This is a genomic window from Erwinia sp. STN24 (genome assembly GCF_041320675.1).
Lineage (GTDB): Bacteria > Pseudomonadota > Gammaproteobacteria > Enterobacterales > Enterobacteriaceae > Erwinia > Erwinia aeris.
Genome location: NZ_JBGGPM010000001.1, coordinates 2,102,577 through 2,126,813, shown reverse-complemented (window position 1 = coordinate 2,126,813; position 24,237 = coordinate 2,102,577). Strand labels below are relative to the sequence as shown.

The following is a 24,237-nucleotide window of genomic DNA, read 5'->3' as shown; positions in this document are numbered from 1 at the left end:
TAAACCCGCGCGGCCTCAGGGCGGCGGGGGGAAACAGAATTTGCCTGGCGGCTTTAGCGCGGTGGTCCCACCTGACCCCATGCCGAACTCAGAAGTGAAACGCCGTAGCGCCGATGGTAGTGTGGGGTCTCCCCATGCGAGAGTAGGGAACTGCCAGGCATCAAATTGCAACAGCCCCGACCTCACGGTCGGGGTTTTTTGCGTTTGTGGGCCGGGAAAAAGCGGCTCCGCTGCGGATAAAGCGCGCAGGGGCCCGGAATTTCCCTTTACGGCCCGGCACGTATAAAAACCGCGCTTTATTCTCTTCAGGCGGAACTCTCGCATCATTTAACTGCTCAAAATAAAAGTTGTTATCGATCTTCTGACTCGCCTCTGCGGTTATGCCTTCATCGAGCATTTATACCCTCATCCAGTTCCTTTTTGTCGTCAGAAGAACGCTCTCCTCACGGCAAAGCAGCGCTAAAACGGATCTGCGTCACAAATCTATTCGTCTCTGAAAAAACAGATTCTTAACATTACGCGGGTGCGGTTTACTGCTGGTTGCTGTTTCACTTTTGACGCTAATTATTAGCAAGGAAAAATGCGAGGAGGAATTATGTTCGATGCCGCATCGTCTAAGACAGACGCCGCCAGCACTTCTGTCATCACTACCCGTCAACGGATTTGGGCCATCGTAGGCGCTTCTTCAGGTAATCTTGTTGAATGGTTTGATTTTTATGTCTATTCCTTCTGCTCCCTCTATTTCGCCCATATCTTTTTTCCTTCGGGTAATGCCACCACGCAGCTGCTGCAAACAGCAGGCGTATTCGCCGCCGGTTTTTTAATGCGACCGGTCGGCGGGTGGCTGTTCGGCTATATTGGCGACAAACACGGGCGCAAAACTTCCATGCTGATCTCTGTTTGCATGATGTGTTTTGGCTCGCTGGTTATCGCTTGCCTGCCAGGCTACGCTGCGATTGGCGTTTGGGCGCCCGCGCTTCTGCTGCTGGCTCGTTTGTTTCAGGGATTATCAGTAGGAGGAGAATATGGCACCAGCGCGACCTATATGAGTGAAGTCGCGATTGAAGGTAAAAAGGGCTTCTATGCGTCATTCCAATACGTCACACTGATCGGCGGTCAGCTGCTGGCTTTGCTGACCGTGGTCGTTCTGCAACAGCTTTTATCCGATGAAGATTTACGCGCATGGGGCTGGCGCATTCCTTTCGCGCTGGGCGCGCTGCTTGCCGTTGTCGCGCTCTATTTACGCCGTTCTTTAAATGAAACCTCCGACAAAAAAAGCCGCACGCATCAGGATGCCGGATCGTTAAAAGGGCTCTGGAAGCACCGTCGTGCATTTATAATGGTATTAGGATTTACCGCTGGCGGTTCGTTAAGTTTTTATACTTTTACCACCTATATGCAGAAGTATCTGGTGAATACCTCAGGGATGGATACGCGCAGCGCCAGCGCATTAATGACGGCGGCACTTTTTATCTTTATGCTGATCCAGCCTTTGATCGGCGCGCTTTCCGATAAGATCGGCCGGAAAGGATCGATGCTGATCTTTGGCGGCATGGCGGCGATCTGCACCGTGCCGATCCTGACGATATTGCAAAACGTCCAAAGCAGTTGGGTCGCCTTTGCGCTGGTCATGCTTGCCCTGTTGATTACCAGTTTTTATACCTCAATCAGCGGTATCCTGAAGGCGGAGATGTTCCCGCCAGAGGTGCGTGCGTTGGGCGTGGGGCTTTCCTATGCGGTGGCTAACGCTTTATTTGGCGGATCGGCGGAATATGTGGCTCTGTCGCTTAAGGCGGCGGGAAGCGAGAATAGTTTTTTCTGGTATGTTTCCGCTATGGGCGCGGTTGCCTTCCTGGTATCGCTGCTGCTGCATAAGAAAGGGAAGGGGATGAAGCTTTAACGAGCCGTATTCCAGAGAGTATAGCCGGTGGCGGCGCCGGCTATATCCCAGCTGAAATCTTTCCAGCTCCAGCCTGAACCCGCTTCGCGACTGTCATAAAACTCCTTGCCCGCGCCCAGGCTGATGGAGAACAGCAGGCCGAAACCGCCGCTGTGGCTTTCATGCCAGTTCTGACGTTCGCCGTAAGCGGTGCCCGCCGCAGAAAGAAACGCGGAAGAAAAGAAGTGTTCCGCTTTATCTTTACCTGTCCAGCTGTCTTGGGCCATATGGCTACAGCCGGAACAGCAAAGCAGAATAAGAGGAAGCAAGCGCATAAAAAAAGCCCTGTATGACTGACAGGGCTTAGTATAGCTGGCTTACAGAATACGGCTGATTAGCCTATCGATGCGAATACGTCGCAGGCGGCGGATCAGCTTTCTGACCTTGACCGGATAGTCCGCAATGCTTTCCAAATCCCGATAGTGTTGCACAACCGTGGTATGTTCGCGGATCAGCGCCAGCTCTTTTTCGCGCTGTGCGGCCAGTTCCTGGAGCGGGTCATGGATCAACACGGCGTTTTCCAGGTCAAGCCGCCAGGCGCGCGGATTGAGGTTGTTGCCGGTGATCAGCATCCACTCTTCGTCCACCCACATGCCTTTCAGATGGTAGCTGTTCTCGCCATCTTTCCACAGCCGCACGGTCAGCTGACCGCTGGTGACATAATATTGCAGGCGGCTGAGGAAGCGGCGCAGGTTAATCTCATACAGATAAGGCAACGCGCCGATAATTTTAAAAGGCTGATCCTGCGGGATATAGAAATCATTTGCGGTCTTGTCGCCGACGATGATTTCAACGTCTTTGCCCCGGCGCAGCAGCCAGATAATATTACGGACCAGGATCGCGGGCAGGTTGAAATAGGGCGTACAAAGCGTCAGCTTCTGCTCGGCACAGGGCATCAGATGATAAATGGTTTTATTCAACAGGCTGCGTTTACCCAGCCCGACCAGCGGCGTGACCGCCAGCTGCTCGTTGTTGGCGTCGCCTTCGAAATCATAATCGAAGCCACGCAGTTCCTGACGAAACTGCCGCGTTTCGTTTTTTATCTCAGGGCTTTTCGGGCGCTCGCGCTGATCGAGCCGGTGAACGGCTTCGGCCTGAATAAGATTGGTGTCAATCCAGTTCAACAGCGTATCGGCCAGCGTGGGATTGGTAATCAGCTGGTAGCGATCGTAACGATAACGCTCGTGCTGATGCAGATAGACGTCGTTCAGACTCGCGCCCGTATAAAGCAGCGTATCGTCAATGACCGAGCCTTTCAGGTGCAGAACGCCCAGCGCTTCACGGGTATTTACCGGCACGCCGTATACAGGAATAGCGATATCGGCATTTTGTTCGGCCATCTCGCAATACCAGTCCGCGTTGGTTGCGCCGCGAGAAGCGCCGATACGGCCTCGCTGCGCGCGATGCCAGTCAACCAGAATGCGGACATCCAGCCCGGGCCGGAGGCGCTTTGCCTCGTATAGCGCGGAAAGAATAGCTCGTCCGCCGTCATCGTTTTCCAGATAGAGCGCCACAAGGCAGATACGTGTTGTCGCCGATGCTATTTTTTCCAGCAGCGTTTGGCGGAAGTCGGCAGGCGTATACAGCGTGGTAAAATCGGCAACCGACTGAGACAGTTTTGGCAGTTGCGCAAGGTGCTGTTGGTGCTTGTTACGTTTGAATTTAGACAGCATCACAGTGCGTTTCTTCTCTGTTCATGGAATAGCCTTTTGCCTTAAAATCATCGCCATAACCGCTAATGTTACCATCAGTCAGGCGGGATGTGGGCAGTTTTACGTTTCCAGACATTAACCGTTTTCCTGTAGCGTCAGGGAGAGCGCGACAATACCGTCCTCAAACTGGATATCCACGGTAAAACCCAGCTTGCGCGCCAGCGCTATCATGCCGCGATTATTCGGCATAGTAATGCCGTTGAGCTTCAGCAGACCATGTTGACGGGTATAGTCGATCATCTTTTCCAGCAGCTGACGCCCCAGGCCCAGCCCCTTCAAATCGGAACGCACCAGCACCGAAAACTCGGCGTCCACGTTGTCGGCGTCAGAGACCGCGCGGGTTACGCCGACGATCTCATGCTGACGCACCGCAACGATCGCCATCTCCCGATCGTAGTCGATCTGGGTCATGTTAGCCAAATCATCATGGGTGAACTCATTGATCTCACTAAAGTAGCGATAATAAAGATCTTCTTTCGTCACCTGAGCAATAAACTGCTGTAGCAGCGGCTCATCTTCCGGCAGGATGGGCCGGAACAGCAGCGGTTCACCGTTTTTCAGCTGTGCCTGTTCTTCCAGCTGGTGCGGATACGGACGGATAGCCAGGCGCGCTTCGGGATCGCCGTCGAAAGGCGCCAGCTGCATAGTGACATCCAGTAACGAGAAGGTTTCGCCTGCCGCCAGCAAAGGATGGATATCAAGCCGCCTGATCTCCGGACAGTCCACGATCAGGTTGGACACCTGCACCAAAACCCGGCTAAGGCCCGAAATATCCAGCGGCGAAAGCGCGCTGCGTCCGCGTATTTTACCATTTTTAATGGCCTGAATAATCAGATAGCGGGCGAGCGCCATATTCAGCGGCGGCAAGGCTACGGCGGCCTGCCGCTCTGCCTGCCACTCAATGCCGCCTTCGCCCAGCATAATCACCGGCCCGAATACGGGATCCTGCTCCATCACGATACGCAACTCCTGAGCGCCGGCGCGGTTGGCCATGCTCTGCACCAGCAGCCCGTCGATACGCGCCTGCGGCCAGGCGAGTTTGACCCGGTCGATAATGGCTTCCGCCGCCTGCTGCACCTCGCCAGCCGAGCGCAGATAGAGCATCACGCCCTGGACTTCCGATTTATGCGGGATATCGGGCGAGCGCAGCTTAAGCGCTACCGGATAGCCTGCCTGACTGGCTATCTGTACCGCCTCCACGCTGTCGCTGGCGATCCAGGTTGGCAACGTCGTTAAGCCATAGGCCTGCAAAATGCCCTGGACTTCGTGGGTATCCAGCGTGGTCACGCCCTCTTTCAGCGCCAGGTGAATGAGCTGGTGGGCTTCTGCCGTATTGGTCGCCAGATCGGCCGGAAGCGCGGGCGTTTCGCGCAGCTGCTTCTGATTACGGCGGTATTCCACCATATGCATAAACGCGGTGACCGCGCCTTCCGGCGTACGATAGGTGGGAATACCGGCCTCGCTGAAGTGGCGGCGCGCTTCAGGCGCAGAGAACTCGCCGCACCAGTTGGTCAGCAGGGCGATCTGTTTCGCTCGCGGATGCTTTGCCGTCACCTCTATTAATCGTTGCGCGGTGAGGGTAGCGGGCGCAACGGCGCTGGGCGCGTAAATCACCAGCAGCGCATCGATATCGTGGCTGCCGAGCAGCAGCGACACCACCTGCTGATAGCGTTCTGGCGTAGCGTCATCTTTCAGATCCAAAGGATTGCCGGCCTGGCAGCCGTCCGGCAGACAGCTTTGCAGCGCCGCCGTTAACGCCTCGCCCAGTGTTGCCAGTTTGCCGCCGCGCGCATCCAGCGCATCCAGCGCCAGCGCGGCAGGCGCGGCGCCGTTACTGATAATCATCAGTCGCTCACCGCGCAGCGGCCGCATATAGCTGAGGGTTTCCACCGCGGAAAAGAGCTCGTGCATATCCTGTACCCGCAGCAGGCCTGCACGCTGTATCGCCGCATCCCAGGCGCCGTCCATGCCGCCGGGCGCGCCCAGCAGCTGACGCGCCTGCTGCGAGCGCCCGCTTTTAATCACCAGCACCGGCTTGTTTCGGGCGGCGCTGCGGGCTGCCGAGACAAAGCGCCGTGCGTCGCTTAACTGCTCCAGACAGAGCAGAATAGCGCTGGTTTTGCCGTCGCGCGCCAGAAAATCCAGCAGGTCGTCCACGTCGATATCCAGACTGTCGCCGAGCGCGATAAACCAGGAGAAGCCCAGCTGCCGCTGCTGCGCCCAGTCGAGAATGGTATTAGAGACGGCGGCGGACTGCGAAATAAACGCCAGCCTGCCCTGATAAATAGGCACCGGGGAAAAGCTGGCGTTCAGCCCTTGCCAGGGCGCAAGCAGTCCCAGGCTGTTTGGCCCGAGCAGGCGGATCTGCAAACGGCTGGCGCACTCACGCAGCTCGTCATGCTGGCTGCCCGGCGAAGAGAGAATGATGCAGGCTTTGCAGCCGCGCTCGCCCAGCGCCTGGAGCAGGACGATATTATGGCGACTGTGCGTGCAGATTACCGCCAGGTCGGGGGCAAAGGGCAGGCTGGCGACATCGGGCCAGGCCATCACGCCGCATACGGCCTGATACTTCGGCGTGACCGGCAGAATGGAACCGCTAAACCCTCCCGCCAGCAGATTGCGCATCATCAGATAGCCCGCGCGTTCCGGGCGCGGCGAGGCACCAATAACCGCGATGGATTTGGGGCGTAACAGCGCTTCCAGCCCTCGTTGACTCATAGCCGTCTCCTGTGCAGAAAAAGTGAGTTTAACGCCAACCGACGTCTGGTGCCGTAGCCAGGCCGCAATCCTCGGCATCAGCTCACAAATTTATCTGGTTTACAGGCTGCCAGACAGCAGAGATGCAGCACGCCGTTGATTTTTTACCTGTGCCGTAGAGAAATTCTGTAATAACCGCGTGGATGTTAAAAAGGTTAAATTCTTAAAGGCTGAACGTTTTTATTTTGACGGACCAGCGCTGCCCGATAGTTACTTTTTTCTCTCTCTCAATTATTACTTTCCAACGGGTAATTATTAAGATTGAGTAAGCAGTACCAGACGCGTAATAATATGTCGTCAGCGAATGTTATCCGCCTTTAAGAGGAAGTGTTTTCACTGATGAATATGAATTAAATGAGTCGTCTGATTTTGTTGGTGATGGCAGGGCTTTTACTTTTCAAATAAACAAGTACCCTTGGCCTGTAACAGAAGCAGGCGGCTCATTTTCCCTTACGGGCACGCGGTTTTTCCCCTTATATCGGTACCTTCTGGAGGGCATCAGCCTGGCCTTTGCTGAGCTAAATCACCATAAGGCTGCGCAAGGGGTATCCTGTCTAAATTAACAAGTAGTGGCTTTATATCCGGCTGCTGGTTATTTTTTTGAGTGGTTTCTGCCCAATTAGAATATCGATATAATATGTAACCGATAGTCCAGAAGAGCCGGAAATATATTATTTTAAACACACATAAAACCCAGAGAGCAGAAAAGGGCGGCCAGTATAAAGGCCGCCCTTTTTTAATCGTCGGATGTCACGGCCGCGCTTTGCTGATGAGACGGATGGTGCGGCTTACCCGCCAGATAGCGCTGGCGAAACAGATCGAAGTGCCGGAACAGCGCCGTACCCGCTGCGGTATCGCCCGCCTGAAGCAGCAGCTCCGCCGCGACTTCGGCCGTACAGTGCTGGCCGTCGCCGTGCGACTCGCGAAGTTGATAGTTGGACGGGCGGCTGAGCGTCAGCGACATTACCGGCAACGCATCCAGCCACGGGCTTTTGCGGAACATCTTGCGCGCTTCGGTCCAGGTGCCGTCGAGCATAATAAACAGCGGGGGTTTACCGTTGACGGGAGGACGGTTTATCACCGGGCGATCCGCATCGGCGTAGGATTGCGGGAACACCACCAGCGGCTGCACGTCAGGATTTTTTACCGCGGCCAGCAGCCGGGGATCGGGCTCGGTGCGCGACCAGCCGAAAGCCTGCGTATCGGGCAGGATATCGGCAATCAGGCGGCCCGTGTTGCTGGGCTTCATCGGTTCGCTGTCAAACATCACCAGACAAAAACGACTGCGCGCCGCTACCGGCTGTAGAGTCTCGCACAGGCAGTTCTTTTTTGGCAGCAGGCAGCGCTGACAGCGGGGGATACGATTGCCGCGAGCAAGAAAAGGACGGGTAGCCCGCGCAAGGCGCTCGGCGCGCAGGCGAAGAACGGCGTTTTCGATCATAGGAATTTATCTGGGGAAAACGCCATTCTGGCAGAAAAGCGGTAAAAACAGTAGTGGCCAGGCGAACCTGACCACCAGGGACTCAGAGGTTTTCGTCCAGCCACTCGTTGAAAGGGGCTTTAGGCATCGCGCCGCTGAGCATATCCACCATCTGACCCTGCTTAAAGATCATAATGGTCGGGATGCTGCGGATGCGAAAACGTGCGCTGATCTCCGGCTCCGCTTCGGTATTCACCTTCAGGAAGCGAACCTGGCCGCCGCGCTCTTGCGCAACGTCTTTATATACCGGCGCAAAGTTAACGCAGGGGCCGCACCACGGCGCCCAGAAATCCACGACAACCGGCAGATCGTCCTGTAAATATTTATCCAGCGTGGCGGTAGTGGCGTTAATGACCTCGCCATTGAAAAGCTCGTCGCCGCAGCGGCCGCACTTTGCGCCGTCTTCAATACGTTCCGGCGGCACGCGGTTGGTCGCCTGGCATGAAGCACAAACCGTATTCATGATACACCTCGGTAAGCGATCGCTTACTTTGTTATGATTAAGTAGCGGTAATTATGGTTCGGCTTTGCGTCAGCAACAAAGAGATTTGTTCGATGGGTACAATAGGTCGTGACTCACGCGATTTATGCTGTCTTAAAGGTCAGCACGGCACGGAAACGAGCCTTTAGCGGGAAGTTAATAGCTAAGCGGTGCCACATCAGGTAATCTGCGCGCTTCGCGCTCAGCCAGGTGGAGGGAAAATGAACGACGAATTTAAAGGTAAAAGCGGTAAAGTCAAAGTGATGTATGTCCGCGGCGATGATGAGAGCAGCAGCCGGACGGGAAATCCCCGTACCGGTAAAGGCGCGCCTCGTCCGGACGGCGACCGCCGTTCTTCACGTAATACAGAAAAGCCGCGTGGCGGGCGCGATCGCGACGTAGCAGGCGGTTCGCCATGGCGTACGGTTTCACGCGCGCCGTCAGCGGTAGATGACAAGCCCGATTACGGCGGCATCGGCGGCAAAAGCGGTATCGACCCGGAGCAGATCCGTCGTCAGCGTAATGAAGAAACGCGCGTCTATGGCGAAAACGCCTGTCAGGCGCTGTTCCAGAGCCGTCCCGACTGCATCGTGCGCGCCTGGTTCGTCCAGAGCGTGACGCCGCGTTTTCGCGATGCGCTGAAATGGATGGCCGCCAACCGTAAAGCCTACCATGTGGTAGACGATGCGGAGCTGGCGAAGGCGTCCGGCACCGAACATCACGGCGGCGTCTGCTTCCTGATCAAAAAGCGTCCCGGCATTCAGGTTCGCGAGTGGCTGGCTAAGGCACCAGAGAAAGATTGCGTGCTGGCGCTGGAAGATATCGGCAACCCGCATAACCTGGGCGGCATCATGCGCAGCTGCGCGCACTTCGGTGTGAAAGGGCTGCTGGTGCAGGATGCTTCGCTACTGGAGTCCGGCGCGGCGGTACGCACGGCGGAAGGCGGCGCGGAACACGTGCAGGCTATCAGCGGTGAAAGCTTTGCTGAAGGTCTGGATGCGTTTCGCCGTGCCGGTTACGCCATCGTAACCACGTCCAGCCATCAGGGCGAGCCGCTGGCGCAGGCTGCGCTGCCCGCTAAGATGGTGCTGGTATTGGGTCAGGAGAGCGACGGCCTGTCCGACACCACGCTGGAGCAGGGCGACCTGAGCGTTTCTATCGGCGGCACCGGCAACGTGGAAAGCCTTAACGTTTCCGTAGCGACCGGCATTCTGCTGGCGGAATGGTGGCGTCAGAACGCCTGAGGCGAAGCGGGCCGTTAAGGTTCATGAAAGCTGACGGTTAAGCCATTAAAAACGGGCCATTGCGGCCCGTTTTTTTTATATCGACTCAGTGCGCGCCGCCGCCGCCGCTGCCGGAGCCAAACGGCGGCCGGGCAAACCAGACCAGCACCAGCAGAAACAGAAAGACGCCAGCGGAAGCCCAGAAAATTTCGTTGGCGGAGATAATCAGCCCCTGATTGGTGATCTGCTGCGCAATCCAGCCTGAAGCCTGATCGTGCGACATCCCCAGCTGATTCAGCTTGCCGTACATCTCCTGCGAATTGAAGTTGTAAGCGTTCACTGACTCCGTAAGCTGGCTGTGGTGCATCGCCTCGCGGTCGGTCCACATTGTGGTAGTGATCGAGGTGCCGATCGACCCGGCCAGCGTGCGCGTAAAGTTCGACAGGCTGGACGCGGCCGCCAGCCGCTCCGGTGGCAGCCCGGACAGCGTGATGGTGGTCAGCGGCATAAAGAAGCAGGCCACGGCAAAGCCCTGAATAAACTGCGGCCAGGCCGATGCGCCGAAATCCATGCCGGGTTCAAACGTATAGGCTCGCCAGTAAAAGCAAACCGCATACATAATAAAGCTGAAGGTGACCAGCTTGCGCATATCCAGCCGATGGGCGAACCGGCCGATAATAGGCGACAGGATCACAGGCAGGATGCCGACCGGCGCGGAAGCCAGCCCGGCCCAGGTGGCCGTGTAGCCGTAGACCTCCTGCAGCAGCTGCGGCAACAGCACTATCGACCCGAAATAGAGCATATAGGCCAGGCTGATACAGAGGCAGCCGATGGTGAAATTCCGCGACTTAAACAGCGACAGATCGATGATCGGATGGTCGTCCGTCAGCTCCCAGACCAGCAGCACCGCCAGCGCTATCACCGCGACAATGGTTAGCGTGATAATCTCCGGCGAGCTGAACCAGTCCAGTTCCTTGCCACGGTCGAGCATCATTTGCAGCGAGCCAATCCCGACGATCAGCAGCACCAGCCCCACCGTATCAATAGGCCGGATTGCCGTTGCCGTTTCCCGATTGCGCAACGTTTGCAGCGTCAGGATCACTACCACCACGCCGATAGGCACATTGATAAAGAAGATCCAGCCCCAGTGATAGTTATCGCTGATCCAGCCGCCCAGGATCGGCCCGCAAATAGGCGCGACAATCACCGTCATCGCCCAGAGCGACAGGGCGATGCTGCGCTTCGCGGGCGGATAGTTGCTGAGCAGCAGGCTCTGCGACAGCGGGATCAATGGCCCGGCCACCACGCCCTGCAGGACGCGGAAGAAAATCAACATGCCCAGGCTATTGGACATGCCGCATAGCCAGGAGGCGACGGCGAAAGCGGCGGTCGCCCAGACAAAGAGCTTTACTTCACCCACGCGCTTCGCCAGCCAGCCGGTAATGGGAATAGAAATCGCGTTGGCGACGCCGAACGAGGTCACCACCCAGGTGCCCTGCGAGTTAGAGGCGCCCAGATTACCGGCGATAGTCGGAATAGCGACGTTGGCGATAGTGGAATCCAGCACCTGCATAAACGTCGCCAGCGACAGCGCGATGGTCATCAGAACCAGCTGGGCGCCTTCAAGCGGTTTTTGTGCCATAACAGCCTCCCGCGCGCTCAGCCCGCATTTGCGTGAATGATATCGGCAATCAGCTGGTTGACCGGAGCCAGATCCAACGCCAGCGCATCGCTTTCATAAGCGGGTTTCTGGCGCACGCTGGTGGCAAGTACGCTGCCGTCTTTATTGCTGGTGTCGATTTTAACCAGCGTCGACAGACCGATGCGCAGCGGATGACGCGCGACCTCGTCAGGGTTTAGCTCGATACGCACCGGCAAACGCTGCACCACTTTGATCCAGTTGCCCGTTGCGTTCTGCGCGGGCAGCAGCGAGAACGCGCTGCCGGTGCCCATATCCAGCCCTACGACTTTGCCGTGATAAACCACGTCGTCGCCGTAAATATCGCTGACAACCGTGGCAGGCTGACCGATACGCACATCGGCCAGCTGCGTTTCTTTATAGTTGGCGTCTACCCAGAGATTTTTCTCCGGCACCACGGCCAGCAGCGGCGTAGTGGTTGAGATCTGCGAGCCAACCTGCACGCTGCGCCGGGAGATGAAACCGTCAATCGGGCTGACAATCTCGGTACGCTGCAAAGCCAGCCACGCGTCACGCAGTTCGGCCGCGCTCTGTTTCACCGCCGGCTGATTCTCCAGAGAGGTATTCAGGATTGCCGCCTGGTTGGCGTTATACTGCTCGATCGCCACCTCAAGCTGAGCCTGAGCCGTAGCGACGGCATCGCGCGCGTGCTGTAAATCTTCGCGTCCGATCAGGTTAGCGGCGCCCAGCGGTTCGCGACGTTTCAGATCGGCCTGCGCCTGCGCCAGCGCGGTTTTTTGCAGCTCAATCGTTGCCTGATACTGCTTGCCGTTGATAATCAGCTGGTGGGTCTGACGCACGCTGGTCGCCAGCGCGGTCTGCGCCTTCTCGAAAGCCTGTTCCGCGTCCGTTTTGTCCAGCGTTACCAGCACGTCGCCTTTATGAACGTGGTCAGTATCGTCAAACCAGACCTTGTTGACGCTGCCCGATACCTGCGCCATGACCTGCACCTGATTGCCCGCCACGTAAGCGTCATCGGTTTCCTGGAAATGGCGCAGCACGATAAACCACCAGGCCAGCCATGCCAGCCCGGCGATAACGAATATCAACGCCAGCACGATTAGCGCGCCTTTGCGCTTCTTCTTTTTATTGTTGGGTTGCTGCTGTGCTTCTGCACTCATAAGGTTCTCCACGTTCATCCTGGCAGGCTCCGGAGGCCGGTTCCGGATCCGAAAATGCCAGCGCAAAAGCGCTGGCATCAGTTGGGTTGCGGCTAAAATAGCGATAAGCGGCGGCGGTTGTGTCGCACAATATGCTATTGCGGGAAAGCTTAGCGAGAAAGGGCGGCGATCGTCTCGTCTTCGTCCATTTTATCCAGACGCGTCAGTAGTTTACGCGTTATGCCTTCCAGCTGGCCTTTTTCTGCCGGACTGAGCGCGGACCAGAGCAGCTGCAGACACTGATGCTGCGGCGGCAGCAGCTGGCGCAGAAAATCATGGCCTTTCTCGGTTAAATGCAGATGCAGACAGCGGCGATCGTTATCGCTTTCACGGCGTTCGATCCAGCCGCGCTTTTCCAGCTCATCGGCGATACGGGTGGCGTTAGTACGGGACGAGCCCAGCGCGGAGCTGAGTTCTGAAGGCTGAATACTGTGGTTTTCCTGCGCGTCGAGCGTGATCAGCGCCATAAACAGCGTCTCGTTAATCCCCTGTGCCTTGAGCATTTTGTTGCGGTTTTCCAGCAGCTTGCTCTGCATATGCATGCAGAGGCGCGTCAGCATAATTTCCTGTAAAGGGAAATCTTTCTGACGGTTAGCGCGGAAATTCAGCATCTGTTCAATGGGGGCAAACGAACTTTCCATCTGGGGGAACCTCATAAGTTGCAACTGGTATTGTAACGACGGCGATATAATGTCGTGTCTGTCGGCTGGCACGGCCAGCCAACGCCATCTCTAATGTCCAGGTCACTCCATAACCCAGGGCGTTATGCAGCGCCGGAACGGGGCGCTGCTACAGGTTCTACCTGTCATGCCCGAACCCGGAGGTCGGGCGAAAACGGCAAACCGGCGGGAGTGGGCTGCCAAAAAACGTCAAACCCAATCGCCTGCCAGCAGGCCGGGGTAATCAGCGCGGGGCCGGTTACCCATTATTGCTACGCTATAGCCGAAAAAAATTCCGCATAGCGCCTGCGTAACAAGGGATGCTGTACCGTTAAGAATTTAATAGTTTCAATCGAAAAAGTAACTAACCTGAATAAGTGTCAGGCTAACCATACCAGACTGTGTAAACGCTTAACAGGGCGGCGGCGCTGAAAGTGTTGCAATACGTTATCAACGGGTTAATCCGTTGTCAGCTCGTAACGGGAGCCTCGCCACCAGCTCAACAGGTTAAGCACGGTGATGAAAGCACCCACCGCGCAGACGCCGTGCCAGCCAGCGTACTGATAGGCGGCGGCCGAGAGCAGCGAACCGGCGGCGCCGCCGATGAAATAGCTGGTCATATAACCGGCGGTAAGACGGTTGCGCGCCTCCGGCATAGCGCGGTAGATCACGCTCTGATTGGTAATATGTACGCCCTGTACGGCCAAATCGAGCAGGATAATGCCAATAACCAGCGCAGTCAGCGAGTGACCGCCCATCGCGGTGATCGCCCATGAGGCCAGCAGGATCAGCAGGCCGACGGTGGTGGTCAGGCGAGCCTTACCTTTATCCGCCAGCGAACCCGCCTGACGTGCCGCCAGCGCGCCTGCAGCGCCCACCAGCCCAAGCAGGCCGATTTCGCCTTCCGAGAAACCGTAAGGCGGCGAAGCCAGCAGGAAAGCCATTGAGGTCCACAGCATACTGAAGTTGGCGAACGCCAGGCAGCCGATAACCGCGCGGGTTCTTAAGATCGGCGTAGTAAAATAGAGCGTGAAGATTGAGCGCAGCAGCTGCGGATAGTTAAGCGCTACCGACTGCTTATAACGCGGCAGATAGCGCCATAACGCCAGCGCCATCAGTACCATCAGCGCGCTGGCAACCCAGTAAACGGTGCGCCAGCCGCCCAGCTGTGCCAGACCGCCTGCAATGGTGCGCGCCAGCAGAATGCCCAGCAGCAGTCCGCTCATTACGGTGCCGACGACCTTACCCCGTTTCTCCGGCGCGGCCAGCGTGGCCGCCAGCGGCACCAGGATCTGCGCCACCACCGAAAACAGCCCGGTCAGCGCCGTGCCCAGCAGCATAAAGACAATATTGGTGGAAAGCGCGGTGATCACCATGCCGCCCGCTGCCAGCAGGCTCATCACCACAATCAGCGCCCGGCGCTCCAGCATATCGCCCAGCGGTACCAGCAGCAGTAAGCCGACGGCGTAGCCAAGCTGTGCGGTGGTGACGATAAACCCCGCTTCGTTAACGGAAAGAGAAAAAGCGCGCGCGATGGTTTCCAGTAGCGGCTGCACATAATAGTTGCTGGCAACGGAAAGGCCGGTGGCGATCGACATCAGGGCAACAAGGGCAGAGCTAAGACCGTGCTGAGGGGATTTCATGGTGATAATCAGAAATTTAAAAAGAAGAATAGCTTGATAGTAACCTGAAAAACTATTTTATTTATAGAATTATTTACAATTGGCGCGGATTGCCGCCGAAAGCGGAAAGGGAACTTTTACCGCAACGCTGTAGCCAGGGAAACGAGAGAAGAGGGCGCGTGTCCCGCGCCGGAAACGACGCGGGGCACGGCAAACCGATTATCTTCTTTCACGTAGCTATATCGTGGCGAACGGGCCGCGTTCTTTCACGTAGCTATATTGTGGCAAACGGGCCGCATTCTTCCACATAGCTATATCGTGGCAAACGGGCCGCATGCTTCCACAGGGCTATGGCCGCGTTCTTTCACATAGCTATATCGTGGCAGACGGGCCGCATGCTTCCACATGGCTATGGCCGCGTTCTTTCACATAGCTATATCGTGGCAAACGGGCCGCATGCTTCCACATGGCTATGGCCGCGTGCTTCCACATAGCTATATGATGGCTAGCCGGCCGTGCGCTTTCCCTTGTATCAAGCGGGTTTTTATTTAGCGGCGGCGAGCGCGTCGTGGATCCAGCCGTCAAACTGCGCCTGATGCGCTTTGATCCAGCCGTTGACGTGCGCATTGATATCCGCTTCGCTGGACTGACCCTGCTGCATACGCGCGTTCTGCGCATTGATATCCGCCAGCGGCAGTTTCATTTCGGCAAACAGTTTAGCCGCCGCCGGATTTTTCTCAGCCCAGGCCTTATTCGCCACGATATGCATACTGTTCACCGGGAAGCCGTAATTAGCGCCGTTCGGCAATTTAGTATCCAGAGCCTTTTGCTCACCAGGCATGGCGGAAAACGGCACCTGTAGCCAGACGACATCCCGACCGGGTACCAGCTTGTCGCTGACCCAGTAAGGCGTCCAGGTGTAGTAAAGGATCGGCTTGCCTTCTTTAAAGCGGGAAATCGTATCGGCAATCATTGCCGAATAGTTGCCCTGATTGTGTTCAACCGTATTGCTCAGGCCGTAGGCTTTGATCTGATGGTTTATAACCGCTTCGCAGCCCCAGCCTGGCGTACAGCCGGTCAGATCCGCTTTGCCGTCGTTGTTGCTGTCGAAAAGCTTCGCCAGCTCAGGATCTTTCAGCTGGTCGATTCGGGTAATATGATATTTTTCGGCGGTTTTCTTATCGATCAGATAGCCCTGCGCCGCGCCCTGCACATAGGTGCCCTGACGATAGAACTTCGCGTCGCCGCCTGCCGCTTTATACATATCGTCATGCAGCGGCTGCCAGTTGACGGCGGTAAAGGTGGCGTCGCCGGCGGCCAGCGAGGTATAGCCGACGTTGTAATCCACCTCGCTTGGCTCATCGACGGTATAGCCCAGCTTTTCCAGCGCGCGGCTGACCAGCAGCGTCTGAAAGGTTTCTTCCGAAATGGTGCTTTGAATAGGTTTAACGGTAATGCCTTTACCAGGCAAATCGGCGGCAAAAGCCGGAAGGGCCAGCGTGGAGAATGCGGCGGCTAACAGTGCTGTCTTACGCATAGAAGATCCTTGTTATTCAAAAGGCGGAGGCTGGCGACGACGTAACGCCGCCAGCAGGCAGGATTAGTGGATAAATGGACGGGTGATCAGGCCTAACGGGCCGCTGGCATACCAGCGACGGGCACCGCGGCTGCGGCTGTCGCGGCCAACGGACTGCGTCAGGCGGTCAAGGATGATGGCGAGGATAACAATGCCTACGCCGCCGACGGTGGCCAGCCCCATATCAAGACGGCCGATGCCGCGCAGCACCATCTGACCCAGGCCGCCAACGGCGATCATCGAGGCGATCACCACCATCGACAGCGCCAGCATCAGCGTCTGGTTAACGCCCGCCATAATGGTCGGCATCGCCAGCGGCAGCTGCACCTTAAATAGCATCTGGCGCGGGCTGGCACCAAAGGATTCGGCGGCTTCGGTTAAATCAGCCGGAACCTGTTTAATGCCCAGAATGGTCAGGCGCACAATCGGCGGCAGGGCGAAGATAATGGTCACCACCACGCCGGGCACGTTGCCAATGCCAAACAGCATCACGATCGGCACCAGATAGACGAACGCGGGCGTCGTCTGCATGGCATCCAGCAGGGGCCGGATAAATTTGGCGGCCTTATCGCTGCGCGCCAGCCAGATCCCCAGCGGCAGGCCAATCACCATGCAGAACAGCAGGGCAGTCAGCACCAGCGCCAGCGTCACCATCGCCTGCGACCAGGCGCCGATAGCGCCAATAATAACCAGCGAAATCAGCGTGGCGACGCCCATGCCGAAGCTGGATATCTGCCATGCGATCAGCGCAAACAGCACGATAGCGACGGGCGACGGCATCCCCAGCAGGAAGTGCTGAAAAGCGCTGAGGATATAATCAACCGGCACGCGGATGCCCTGGAACAGCGGACGGAAATGGCTGACGATCCAGTCGATCCCGCTGGTTACCCAGCTATCAAGCGGGATCAGCGTTTTGTGAAAAGGATCGAGCAGGCTGAAATGCTCCGGCGCCGGGGCTGGCGTGCTGCTTAACCAGTCGCTGCTGCTGGCCGCCGCGTCGTGACCGCCCGGCGTTCCCCAGGCATCTGCGCTGCTGGTTGAAGCGGCGTCAGCGGCTGGCGTGACGTCAGAAGGGGCGGCGGATGCGCTCTGCCACGGGTCGGTTACTGGTGTGCTCATGGCTGGCTCCCTTCACGATCTAATGCCTGTAACAACATGCCTTTGGAAATGATGCCGATATAGTGATTATCTTCGCCAACGATGGGCACCGCGCAGGGGGCCTGTGCGACATGCGACAGCAGATCGTTAAGCGACGTATCGCCGGGCATGGCGACAGGCGCGGGCAAAATAGCCTGATCCAGCCCGTTGCCTGCGGCCAGCGCGGCCTTCAGCGAATCGGTAGAGACCACGCCGACAAACTTTTGCTTTTCCAGCACGTAGCCATATTCGCGGTCTTCATCCTGCAACAGCTTGATGGCCGAACGCGGGCCAAAGCCCGGCGCTTTACGCATCAGCGCGCTGGCGCTGCGGCGGGCGATATCTTTGGCGCTGAAGACGTGGCTGATATCCACGCCGCGAAAGAAAGTGCGCACGTAGTCGTTGGCGGGATTATTCAGAATTTCATCCGGCGTGCCGACCTGAATCACTTCACCGCCTTGCATAATCGCAATACGGTCGCCAATGCGCATGGCCTCATCCAGATCGTGAGAAATAAAGACGATGGTGCGCTGGTGGCGGGATTGCAGTTTTACCAGCTCATCCTGCATCTCAGTACGGATTAAAGGATCGAGCGCGGAGAAGGCTTCATCCATCAATAATATATCCGGATTGATGGCCAGCGCGCGCGCTAATCCAACACGCTGACGCATTCCGCCGGATAATTCGTCCGGCCAGGCGTGGGCATAATTATCCAGCCCAACCTGACGCAGCGCCTCCAGCGCTTTTTCCTGCCGTTGCTGGAGCGGGGCGCCAGCTAATTCCATGCCGAAAGCCGCATTATTTAAGACGGTAAGATGGGGCATCAGCGCAAATGACTGGAACACCATGCTGATTTTATTTCGGCGCACCTGACGTAATTCGCTGTCGGATATTTTCGCTATATCGACACCGTCAATAATGACCTGACCACGGGTGGGTTCTATCAGACGATTGAGAAGGCGAACCATGGTGGACTTGCCGGAGCCGGAAAGGCCCATGATCACAAATATCTCGCCTTCTTCAATGGCCAGACTGGCATTCTTTACGCCAAGCGAGAGGCCGGTTTTTTCCAGCAGTGCTTCTTTACCCATGCCTTTATCGATATACTTAAAAGCGCGATCGGGATTTTCCCCAAAAACCTTATAAAGATTTTTAACTTCAAGTTTAATAGCCATGTAATTATTTTATTCCTGACAAATAGTTAATTTTCTTATATTTCAATCGGTCCTGGTAAAATATGAACGGTCTATACCCTAACACACTCTCAGGCTGAGGCAACCCTTTGCGCGGCCTGGCGGAATTGATCCTGAGACGTGCATCTCCGGTAATGCCAGTAAGGGTAAGGGATGACGAGGAATTTCAGACAGGGAAAATAGTGCGATATTTATTATAAAAAGACGTCCTGGAAGAGGTAATTTAGCGGGGATTTTTCGCTTGTAGACGGAATAAAGTAACGTAAAAAAGGAGAATATCTTTCAGTAAATTTTTATTGAACGTCCGATCAATAAAAATAATGCCAGCGGACGGCCAGCCAAAAAGCCGCCCGCATTTATTCAAAAATTCCAGTCCTCATCTTCGGTATCCACGGCTTTTCCCATCACATAGGAAGAGCCGGAGCCGGAGAAGAAATCGTGGTTCTCGTCGGCATTGGGAGAAAGCGCGGCCAAAATAGCGGGATCGACATTGGTTAGCTCTGGCGGGAACAGCGCCTCGTAACCTAAGTTCATCAGCGCCTTGTTGGCGTTATAGTGCAAAAACTTATTCACCTCTTCGCACCAGTCCGGGCCTTCATACAGATCCGCCGTATAGGCCAGCTCGTTTTCATACAGCGCCAGCATCAGTTCCATGGCGAACTGATGCAGCTCTTTGCGTCTGGCCTTGCTCTCTTTTTGCAGCGCCTTCTGGTATTTGTAGCCGATATAGTAGCCGTGTACCGCCTCGTCTTTGATAATCAGGCGGATCAGATCGGCGGTATTGGTCAGTTTGCCGCGGCTTGACCAGTACATCGGCAAATAAAAGCCGGAATAGAACAGAAAGGACTCCAGAAAAACGCTGGCGATTTTCTTTTTTAACGGATCGCTGTAATGATAGTGTTCCAGCACGATGTCGGCTTTTCGCTGCAAAAAGATATTATTTTCGCTCCATTCATAGGCCGCATCGACATCGCTGGTGTGGCACAGCGTGGAGAAGATAGAACTGTAGGATCGCGCATGTACCGCTTCCATAAAGCTGATATTCGATATCACCGCTTCTTCATGCGGCGTCAGCGCATCCACCATCAGCGCCGGGGCGCCAACGGTGTTCTGAATGGTGTCCAGCAGCGTCAGTCCGGTATAGACGCGGATGGTGAGCTGCTGCTCCTGTGGGGTTAACCCGTTCCAGGCCGGAATATCGTTAGAAAGCGGAATTTTTTCCGGCAGCCAGAAGTTCGAGGTCAAACGGTTCCAGACTTCCAGATCTTTTTCGTCCTCGATCTGGTTCCAGTTAATAGCGTGCACGCGTTGTAGTTTCATCATATTTTTAGCGAATGCCTTCGCTCCCTTATGGTCAGGTTAGAGCGAGCAGGAAACACAGCCTTCGACTTCAGTGCCGAGCAGGGCCATCTGACGCAGGCGAATGTAATACAGGGTTTTGATGCCTTTCTTCCAGGCGTAAATCTGCGCCTTATTGATATCGCGCGTGGTGGCGGTATCGCGGAAGAAAAGCGTCAATGACAGCCCCTGATCGACATGGCGCGTCGCTTCGGCATAGGTATCGATAATCGCTTCCGGCCCGATATCGTAGGCGTCACGGTAAAACGCCTGGTTATCGTTGGTCATAAACGGCGCGGGATAGTAGACGCGGCCCGTTTTCCCTTCCTTACGGATCTCAATACGCGAGACGATAGGGTGAATACTCGACGTGGCGTGATTGATATAGGAGATCGAGCCGGTCGGCGGGATCGCCTGCAAATTTTGATTATAGATGCCGTAGTGCGTAACCATATCGCGCAGCTGCCGCCAGTCCTCTTGCGAAGGCAGCGTAATACCCGCTTTGGCAAACAGCGCGGCGGCTTCCGGCGTGCGCGGCTGCCAGGGCTGATTAACATACTGGTCAAAGTATTCGCCGCTGGCGTAGCGAGAGGCCGCAAAACCTGCAAACCGCTCGCCGCGTTCCCGGGCAATCAGGTTAGAAGTGCGCAGCGCGTGATAGGTGACGGCATAGAAGTAAAGATTGGTAAAGTCCAGCGCCGCCGGTGAACCGTAGTGGATGCCCTCACGCGCTAAATAGCCGTGCAGATTCATCTGGCCCAGGCCGATAGCGTGCGACTGCGCGTTGCCGTTTTCGATGGAAGGCACGGAGCGGATATGGCTCTGGTCGGAAACGGCCGTCAGGCCGCGTACCGCGATCTCCACCGTGCGGGCAAAGTCAGGCGAATCCATGGTATGCGCAATATTCAGCGACCCGAGGTTGCAGGAGATATCCTTGCCGATATGACGATAGCTTAAATCCTCATGGTATTCGGTCGGCGTATTTACCTGCAGGATCTCCGAGCAAAGGTTGCTCATATTAATCCTTCCCTTGATCGGGTTGGCGCGGTTAACCGTATCCTCAAACATAATATAGGGATAGCCGGACTCGAACTGGATTTCCGCCAGCGTCTGGAAGAACTCGCGTGGATTAATAAAGGTGCGGCGGATACGCTCGTCGGCCAGCATCTCCTCATATTTCTCGCTGATGCTGATATCGGCAAAGGGCAGGCCGTAAATACGCTCGACGTCGTAAGGCGAAAAGAGCGCCATCGGCTGATTGGCCTTCGCCAGCTGGAAGGTCACGTCCGGTATCACCACGCCCAGCGACAGCGTTTTGATACGGATTTTCTCGTCGGCATTTTCCCGTTTGGTATCCAGAAAGCGCAGGATATCGGGATGATGCGCGTGCAAATATACCGCGCCCGCGCCCTGACGCGCGCCCAGCTGATTGGCGTAGGAGAAAGCATCCTCCAGCATCTTCATCACCGGGATCACGCCGGAAGACTGGTTTTCAATACGCTTGATCGGCGCACCGGCCTCGCGCAGGTTAGAAAGCAGAAACGCCACGCCGCCGCCGCGTTTGGACAGCTGGAGCGCGGAGTTCACCGAACGGCCGATCGACTCCATATTGTCTTCAATACGCAGCAGAAAACAGGAAACCAGCTCGCCGCGCTGCTGCTTGCCGCAGTTCAGAAATGTTGGCGTGGCAGGCTGAAAACGGCCGGACAGCATCTCTTCCACCAGCGCCGTCGCCAGCGCCTGGTCACCTTTGGCCAGCGTCAGCGCCACCATGCAGACGCGCTCGGTAAAGCCTTCAAGATAGCGTTTGCCGTCGAAGGTTTTCAGCGTATAGCTGGTGTAAAACTTCCACGCGCCAAGGAAAGTCTGGAAGCGGAAGCGATGCTGGTAAGCCTGCTCAAACAGCGCATTGATAAAATCAAAAGAATAAGCGTTCAGCACCTCGGCTTCGTAATAGCCTTCCGCTACCAAGTATTGTAAGCGCTCACTAACAGAGCTGAACGTCACCGTATTTGGCAGCACGTGCTGTAAGAAATAGCGGCGCGTCGCCTCACGATCTTTCTCAAACTGAATATGGCCGTCTGCATCGTAAAGGTTGAGCATTGCGTTCAGGGAATGGTAGTCGGCCGTGGCTGGCGCTATGGGTGTGCTTTCTGTTGTTGCCAAAATTGGGTTACTCCCCTGGATACGTTGGCGATGTCTTCTTCAGTGCCCAGCAGCTCGAAACGGTAGAGGCACGGGACGCGGCATTTCTGCGCAATAATGCTGCCCGCCAGGCAGTAAGCTTCGCCAAAATTGCGGTTGCCGGCGGCGATTACGCCGCGAATGCCCTGGCGGTTATCGACATCGTTAAGAAACTGAATGACCTGCTTCGGCACGGCACCTTTGGCGGTGCCGCCGCCGTAGCTGGGCACCACCAGGATATAGGGCTCAGCCACGCGCAGCGGCTGGCCGCCGATCGGGATACGGCGACAGGGCAGGCCGGTACGCAGCACAAAGCGGTGCGTGTTTTCCGACTGGCTGGAAAAATAGACCAGCATGGCGTCAGCCCTGCGCGACGGCACGGCCCAGCGCGGCGATCTTATCGGGGCGGAAGCCGCTCCAGTGTTCGCCTTCCGCCATCACCACGGGAACCTGGCGATAGCCCAGCGCTTTCAGCGTCTCCAGCTCGGTGGGATCCCGATCGAGGTTGATCAGCTGATACGCAATGCCCTGCTTATCCATCGCGCTTTTCGTCGCGCCGCACTGGACACAGTTATCTTTAGTGTAAATAATAATGCGCATGATTCGTATTTCCCTTTGTAGGCGGATATCCGGCACGGATAAGGCTGACAGACTGTTGAGCAAGCTTCCGGGCAGAAACGCCGCATAACCATATATTGTGTGTTGGTTGCTGTATTAAATACTAGATGTGGTGTTTATCGATTGCAACCTTATAGCTTGTGCGCTTATCAGCGCTAAGCGGGGCAAAGCCTTGCCGCACCTGGATTTAGCGCGGCAAAAAAATTTCAGGCTTTTTGCATGGCAGAACTGAAAGGGGATTCGGCAAACGGCGTGGCTAAAAAACAAGCGGTACGGCGCAATAAATTCATGACGAAGGCCGGATGCTGATGGCCAGCAGAGGCGGGGCGAGAAATATCCAGTAAGAGGTTATTGGGAAGGCTGTCATAAAACAGCAGGTATTGGATATAGCTGCTAAAGCAGGGCGGTAAACCACATAAACAAGATGTCGTGTAACTGTGGCAGCAGAACTTGCCGGCCGCAGCCACTTCTGCACTCTTATCCGGCAGAATTCGCCGTCCCGCAGAAATAACAATCCCCGCATAAGCGGGGACTGATCAGAGCATACAGGCGTAAAATTAATCGCGGGAAGTGCTGGTCGCAATCAGCGCGCCAAGGAAAACGCCGATCGCCGCGCCGATGCCGACGCCGTGCCACGGGTTATCCCGCACAAAGGTATCCACATGCTCGCCTGCGTCTTTAGCGACCTGAGACACGCGGTTGCCGCCGCCGTTAAGCTTAGCGCGGGTTTCTTTCAGCAGCGCCTGCGCTTTGCTGCGCGCATCGTCAACTTCTTCTTTCGATTTGCTGCCGTAGGATTTCAGCAGGCCATCAAGGGTATCAGCCAGCAGAGTGACGTCCTGGTTGATATCAATATCTTCGTTCTTTGTCGTCCGGTTAAACATTTAGCGCTCTCCTGGAAATGATACGGACTATTTACTATAGACTATCAGAGAGATATTTCGTGCGTCGGGCTGCCGCGCACCCTGTTTCTGGACAATTCCGAAAGCCCTGCGCCCTGGCGCTAAGGTAAGGTGACGGAGTTGGCAAGTATTAGAGGATTAAGCATGTATCTACGCCCTGATGAGGTCGCTCGCGTACTGGAAAAAGCGGGATTTGAAATGGACGCGGTCACCGCAAAAGCTTACGGCTATCGCCGAGGCGACAGCTATGTGTACGTAAATCGCGAAGCGCGTCTGGGACGCACCGCGCTGGTTATCCATCCCACGCTGAAGGAAAAAAGCCACAGCTTTGCGGAACCCGCGAACGAAATCAAAACCTGTGAGCACTACGTGCAGTTTCCCATGTACCTGGTCGGCGACAGCCGGGATCACTACGGTATTCCGCACGGCTTCAGCTCGCGCGCCGCGCTGGAACGCTATCTCGAATCCGTATTCGACTGATCGCCTGACGGGCTGAAAGCGCTGCTTTACGTTTCCTGACGTTGCATTACCGGCACAGACCAGGTATAACACCTGGC

21 protein-coding genes and 1 rRNA gene are annotated in these 24,237 nt (G+C 56.2%); 4 read left to right on the top strand and 18 right to left on the bottom strand.

The window, feature by feature from the left end; all coding sequences use genetic code 11:
- Nucleotides 1–43: 43 nt before the first annotated feature.
- Nucleotides 44–159: ribosomal RNA gene (gene rrf / locus ACA373_RS10145) — 5S ribosomal RNA — on the top strand.
- 1 nt (nt 160) lies between these two features.
- Here rrf and ACA373_RS10140 read toward each other — a convergent pair.
- Nucleotides 161–397, bottom strand: a complete 237-nt coding sequence (locus ACA373_RS10140; RefSeq protein ID WP_370734439.1) for a hypothetical protein — start codon at nt 395–397, stop codon at nt 161–163.
- A gap of 198 nt (nt 398–595) precedes the next feature.
- Here ACA373_RS10140 and ACA373_RS10135 point away from each other — a divergent pair, with 198 nt between their 5' ends.
- Nucleotides 596–1,900, top strand: coding sequence for an MFS family transporter (locus ACA373_RS10135; RefSeq protein ID WP_253459036.1), 1,305 nt, complete (start codon nt 596–598; stop codon nt 1,898–1,900).
- On the opposite strand, the gene ACA373_RS10130 is transcribed toward ACA373_RS10135, so the two are convergent.
- The 5 genes from ACA373_RS10130 to trxC all read right to left on the bottom strand — a co-directional run bounded on the left by ACA373_RS10130 (nt 1,897) and on the right by trxC (nt 8,351).
- Nucleotides 1,897–2,214, bottom strand: coding sequence for a YfiM family lipoprotein (locus tag ACA373_RS10130; RefSeq protein ID WP_301252699.1), 318 nt, complete (start codon nt 2,212–2,214; stop codon nt 1,897–1,899). The two genes, ACA373_RS10135 and ACA373_RS10130, sit on opposite strands and share 4 nt — an antisense overlap.
- A 42-nt stretch (nt 2,215–2,256) precedes the next feature.
- Entirely contained in the window at nt 2,257–3,612 is a 1,356-nt protein-coding gene (gene pssA / locus ACA373_RS10125) for a CDP-diacylglycerol--serine O-phosphatidyltransferase (RefSeq protein WP_253461240.1), read from the bottom strand.
- Nucleotides 3,613–3,726: 114 nt separating this feature from the next.
- Complete coding sequence (locus ACA373_RS10120; RefSeq protein ID WP_370734438.1) at nt 3,727–6,369, bottom strand: GNAT family N-acetyltransferase; 2,643 nt, start codon at nt 6,367–6,369, stop codon at nt 3,727–3,729.
- A 775-nt stretch (nt 6,370–7,144) separates the two neighbouring features.
- Nucleotides 7,145–7,849: a tRNA-uridine aminocarboxypropyltransferase gene (locus tag ACA373_RS10115; RefSeq protein ID WP_301252695.1), complete on the bottom strand. Its 705-nt coding sequence runs from the start codon at nt 7,847–7,849 to the stop codon at nt 7,145–7,147.
- Between the two features lie 82 nt (nt 7,850–7,931).
- Nucleotides 7,932–8,351 (bottom strand): thioredoxin TrxC, encoded by a 420-nt coding sequence (gene trxC, locus ACA373_RS10110; protein WP_125289380.1) that lies wholly within the window; start codon nt 8,349–8,351, stop codon nt 7,932–7,934.
- Between the two features lie 239 nt (nt 8,352–8,590).
- Here trxC and ACA373_RS10105 point away from each other — a divergent pair, with 239 nt between their 5' ends.
- On the top strand, nt 8,591–9,613 hold the full coding sequence (locus tag ACA373_RS10105; RefSeq protein ID WP_253459047.1) for a tRNA/rRNA methyltransferase: 1,023 nt from the start codon (nt 8,591–8,593) through the stop codon (nt 9,611–9,613).
- A gap of 85 nt (nt 9,614–9,698) precedes the next feature.
- On the opposite strand, the gene emrB is transcribed toward ACA373_RS10105, so the two are convergent.
- From emrB to ACA373_RS10045, 12 genes are all read right to left on the bottom strand, one after another.
- Nucleotides 9,699–11,234 (bottom strand): multidrug efflux MFS transporter permease subunit EmrB, encoded by a 1,536-nt coding sequence (emrB, locus tag ACA373_RS10100; protein ID WP_253459050.1) that lies wholly within the window; start codon nt 11,232–11,234, stop codon nt 9,699–9,701.
- 17 nt (nt 11,235–11,251) lie between these two features.
- A complete protein-coding gene (emrA, locus tag ACA373_RS10095; protein WP_253459053.1) occupies nt 11,252–12,412 on the bottom strand; it encodes a multidrug efflux MFS transporter periplasmic adaptor subunit EmrA in 1,161 nt (386 codons plus the stop codon).
- A gap of 149 nt (nt 12,413–12,561) precedes the next feature.
- Nucleotides 12,562–13,092, bottom strand: a complete 531-nt coding sequence (mprA, locus tag ACA373_RS10090) for a transcriptional repressor MprA (RefSeq protein WP_253459056.1) — start codon at nt 13,090–13,092, stop codon at nt 12,562–12,564.
- Between the two features lie 476 nt (nt 13,093–13,568).
- A complete protein-coding gene (locus ACA373_RS10085) occupies nt 13,569–14,753 on the bottom strand; it encodes an MFS transporter (protein ID WP_253459059.1) in 1,185 nt (394 codons plus the stop codon).
- Between the two features lie 523 nt (nt 14,754–15,276).
- Nucleotides 15,277–16,269 carry a glycine betaine/L-proline ABC transporter substrate-binding protein ProX gene (proX, locus tag ACA373_RS10080; protein WP_253459063.1) on the bottom strand — a complete coding sequence of 331 codons (993 nt, stop codon included), beginning with the start codon at nt 16,267–16,269 and terminating at the stop codon, nt 15,277–15,279.
- A 63-nt stretch (nt 16,270–16,332) separates the two neighbouring features.
- On the bottom strand, nt 16,333–17,427 hold the full coding sequence (proW, locus tag ACA373_RS10075) for a glycine betaine/L-proline ABC transporter permease ProW (RefSeq protein WP_301730868.1): 1,095 nt from the start codon (nt 17,425–17,427) through the stop codon (nt 16,333–16,335).
- Nucleotides 17,424–18,620, bottom strand: coding sequence for a glycine betaine/L-proline ABC transporter ATP-binding protein ProV (gene proV / locus ACA373_RS10070; RefSeq protein ID WP_370734437.1), 1,197 nt, complete (start codon nt 18,618–18,620; stop codon nt 17,424–17,426). Before proV ends, proW begins: the two co-directional genes overlap by 4 nt.
- A 378-nt stretch (nt 18,621–18,998) precedes the next feature.
- Complete coding sequence (gene nrdF / locus ACA373_RS10065) at nt 18,999–19,958, bottom strand: class 1b ribonucleoside-diphosphate reductase subunit beta (RefSeq protein WP_301252702.1); 960 nt, start codon at nt 19,956–19,958, stop codon at nt 18,999–19,001.
- A 39-nt stretch (nt 19,959–19,997) separates the two neighbouring features.
- Nucleotides 19,998–22,142 carry a class 1b ribonucleoside-diphosphate reductase subunit alpha gene (gene nrdE / locus ACA373_RS10060; protein ID WP_370734436.1) on the bottom strand — a complete coding sequence of 715 codons (2,145 nt, stop codon included), beginning with the start codon at nt 22,140–22,142 and terminating at the stop codon, nt 19,998–20,000.
- Nucleotides 22,115–22,516, bottom strand: coding sequence for a class Ib ribonucleoside-diphosphate reductase assembly flavoprotein NrdI (nrdI, locus tag ACA373_RS10055; protein ID WP_125289390.1), 402 nt, complete (start codon nt 22,514–22,516; stop codon nt 22,115–22,117). Before nrdI ends, nrdE begins: the two co-directional genes overlap by 28 nt.
- 4 nt (nt 22,517–22,520) lie before the next feature.
- Nucleotides 22,521–22,760: a glutaredoxin-like protein NrdH gene (gene nrdH / locus ACA373_RS10050; protein ID WP_125289391.1), complete on the bottom strand. Its 240-nt coding sequence runs from the start codon at nt 22,758–22,760 to the stop codon at nt 22,521–22,523.
- Nucleotides 22,761–23,335: 575 nt separating this feature from the next.
- Nucleotides 23,336–23,662 (bottom strand): DUF883 family protein, encoded by a 327-nt coding sequence (locus ACA373_RS10045; protein WP_125289392.1) that lies wholly within the window; start codon nt 23,660–23,662, stop codon nt 23,336–23,338.
- Between the two features lie 162 nt (nt 23,663–23,824).
- Between ACA373_RS10045 and ACA373_RS10040 the strand changes: the two genes are divergently transcribed.
- Nucleotides 23,825–24,160, top strand: a complete 336-nt coding sequence (locus tag ACA373_RS10040) for a DUF2002 family protein (RefSeq protein ID WP_125289393.1) — start codon at nt 23,825–23,827, stop codon at nt 24,158–24,160.
- Nucleotides 24,161–24,237: the final 77 nt, after the last annotated feature.

Bases quoted from the DNA above. Each gene is read 5' to 3' on its own strand.
- ACA373_RS10115 (WP_301252695.1), bottom strand. From the start codon at position 7,849: ATGATCGAAAACGCCGTTCTTCGCCTGCGCGCCGAGCGCCTTGCGCGG.
- ACA373_RS10040 (WP_125289393.1), top strand. From the start codon at position 23,825: ATGTATCTACGCCCTGATGAGGTCGCTCGCGTACTGGAAAAAGCGGGA.
- nrdH (WP_125289391.1), bottom strand. From the start codon at position 22,760: ATGCGCATTATTATTTACACTAAAGATAACTGTGTCCAGTGCGGCGCG.
- nrdF (WP_301252702.1), bottom strand. From the start codon at position 19,958: ATGAAACTACAACGCGTGCACGCTATTAACTGGAACCAGATCGAGGAC.
- ACA373_RS10045 (WP_125289392.1), bottom strand. From the start codon at position 23,662: ATGTTTAACCGGACGACAAAGAACGAAGATATTGATATCAACCAGGAC.
- ACA373_RS10130 (WP_301252699.1), bottom strand. From the start codon at position 2,214: ATGCGCTTGCTTCCTCTTATTCTGCTTTGCTGTTCCGGCTGTAGCCAT.
- pssA (WP_253461240.1), bottom strand. From the start codon at position 3,612: ATGCTGTCTAAATTCAAACGTAACAAGCACCAACAGCACCTTGCGCAA.
- ACA373_RS10085 (WP_253459059.1), bottom strand. From the start codon at position 14,753: ATGAAATCCCCTCAGCACGGTCTTAGCTCTGCCCTTGTTGCCCTGATG.
- ACA373_RS10120 (WP_370734438.1), bottom strand. From the start codon at position 6,369: ATGAGTCAACGAGGGCTGGAAGCGCTGTTACGCCCCAAATCCATCGCG.
- emrA (WP_253459053.1), bottom strand. From the start codon at position 12,412: ATGAGTGCAGAAGCACAGCAGCAACCCAACAATAAAAAGAAGAAGCGC.
- trxC (WP_125289380.1), bottom strand. From the start codon at position 8,351: ATGAATACGGTTTGTGCTTCATGCCAGGCGACCAACCGCGTGCCGCCG.
- emrB (WP_253459050.1), bottom strand. From the start codon at position 11,234: ATGGCACAAAAACCGCTTGAAGGCGCCCAGCTGGTTCTGATGACCATC.
- ACA373_RS10135 (WP_253459036.1), top strand. From the start codon at position 596: ATGTTCGATGCCGCATCGTCTAAGACAGACGCCGCCAGCACTTCTGTC.
- proW (WP_301730868.1), bottom strand. From the start codon at position 17,427: ATGAGCACACCAGTAACCGACCCGTGGCAGAGCGCATCCGCCGCCCCT.
- proX (WP_253459063.1), bottom strand. From the start codon at position 16,269: ATGCGTAAGACAGCACTGTTAGCCGCCGCATTCTCCACGCTGGCCCTT.
- ACA373_RS10140 (WP_370734439.1), bottom strand. From the start codon at position 397: ATGCTCGATGAAGGCATAACCGCAGAGGCGAGTCAGAAGATCGATAAC.
- ACA373_RS10105 (WP_253459047.1), top strand. From the start codon at position 8,591: ATGAACGACGAATTTAAAGGTAAAAGCGGTAAAGTCAAAGTGATGTAT.
- proV (WP_370734437.1), bottom strand. From the start codon at position 18,620: ATGGCTATTAAACTTGAAGTTAAAAATCTTTATAAGGTTTTTGGGGAA.
- mprA (WP_253459056.1), bottom strand. From the start codon at position 13,092: ATGGAAAGTTCGTTTGCCCCCATTGAACAGATGCTGAATTTCCGCGCT.
- nrdI (WP_125289390.1), bottom strand. From the start codon at position 22,516: ATGCTGGTCTATTTTTCCAGCCAGTCGGAAAACACGCACCGCTTTGTG.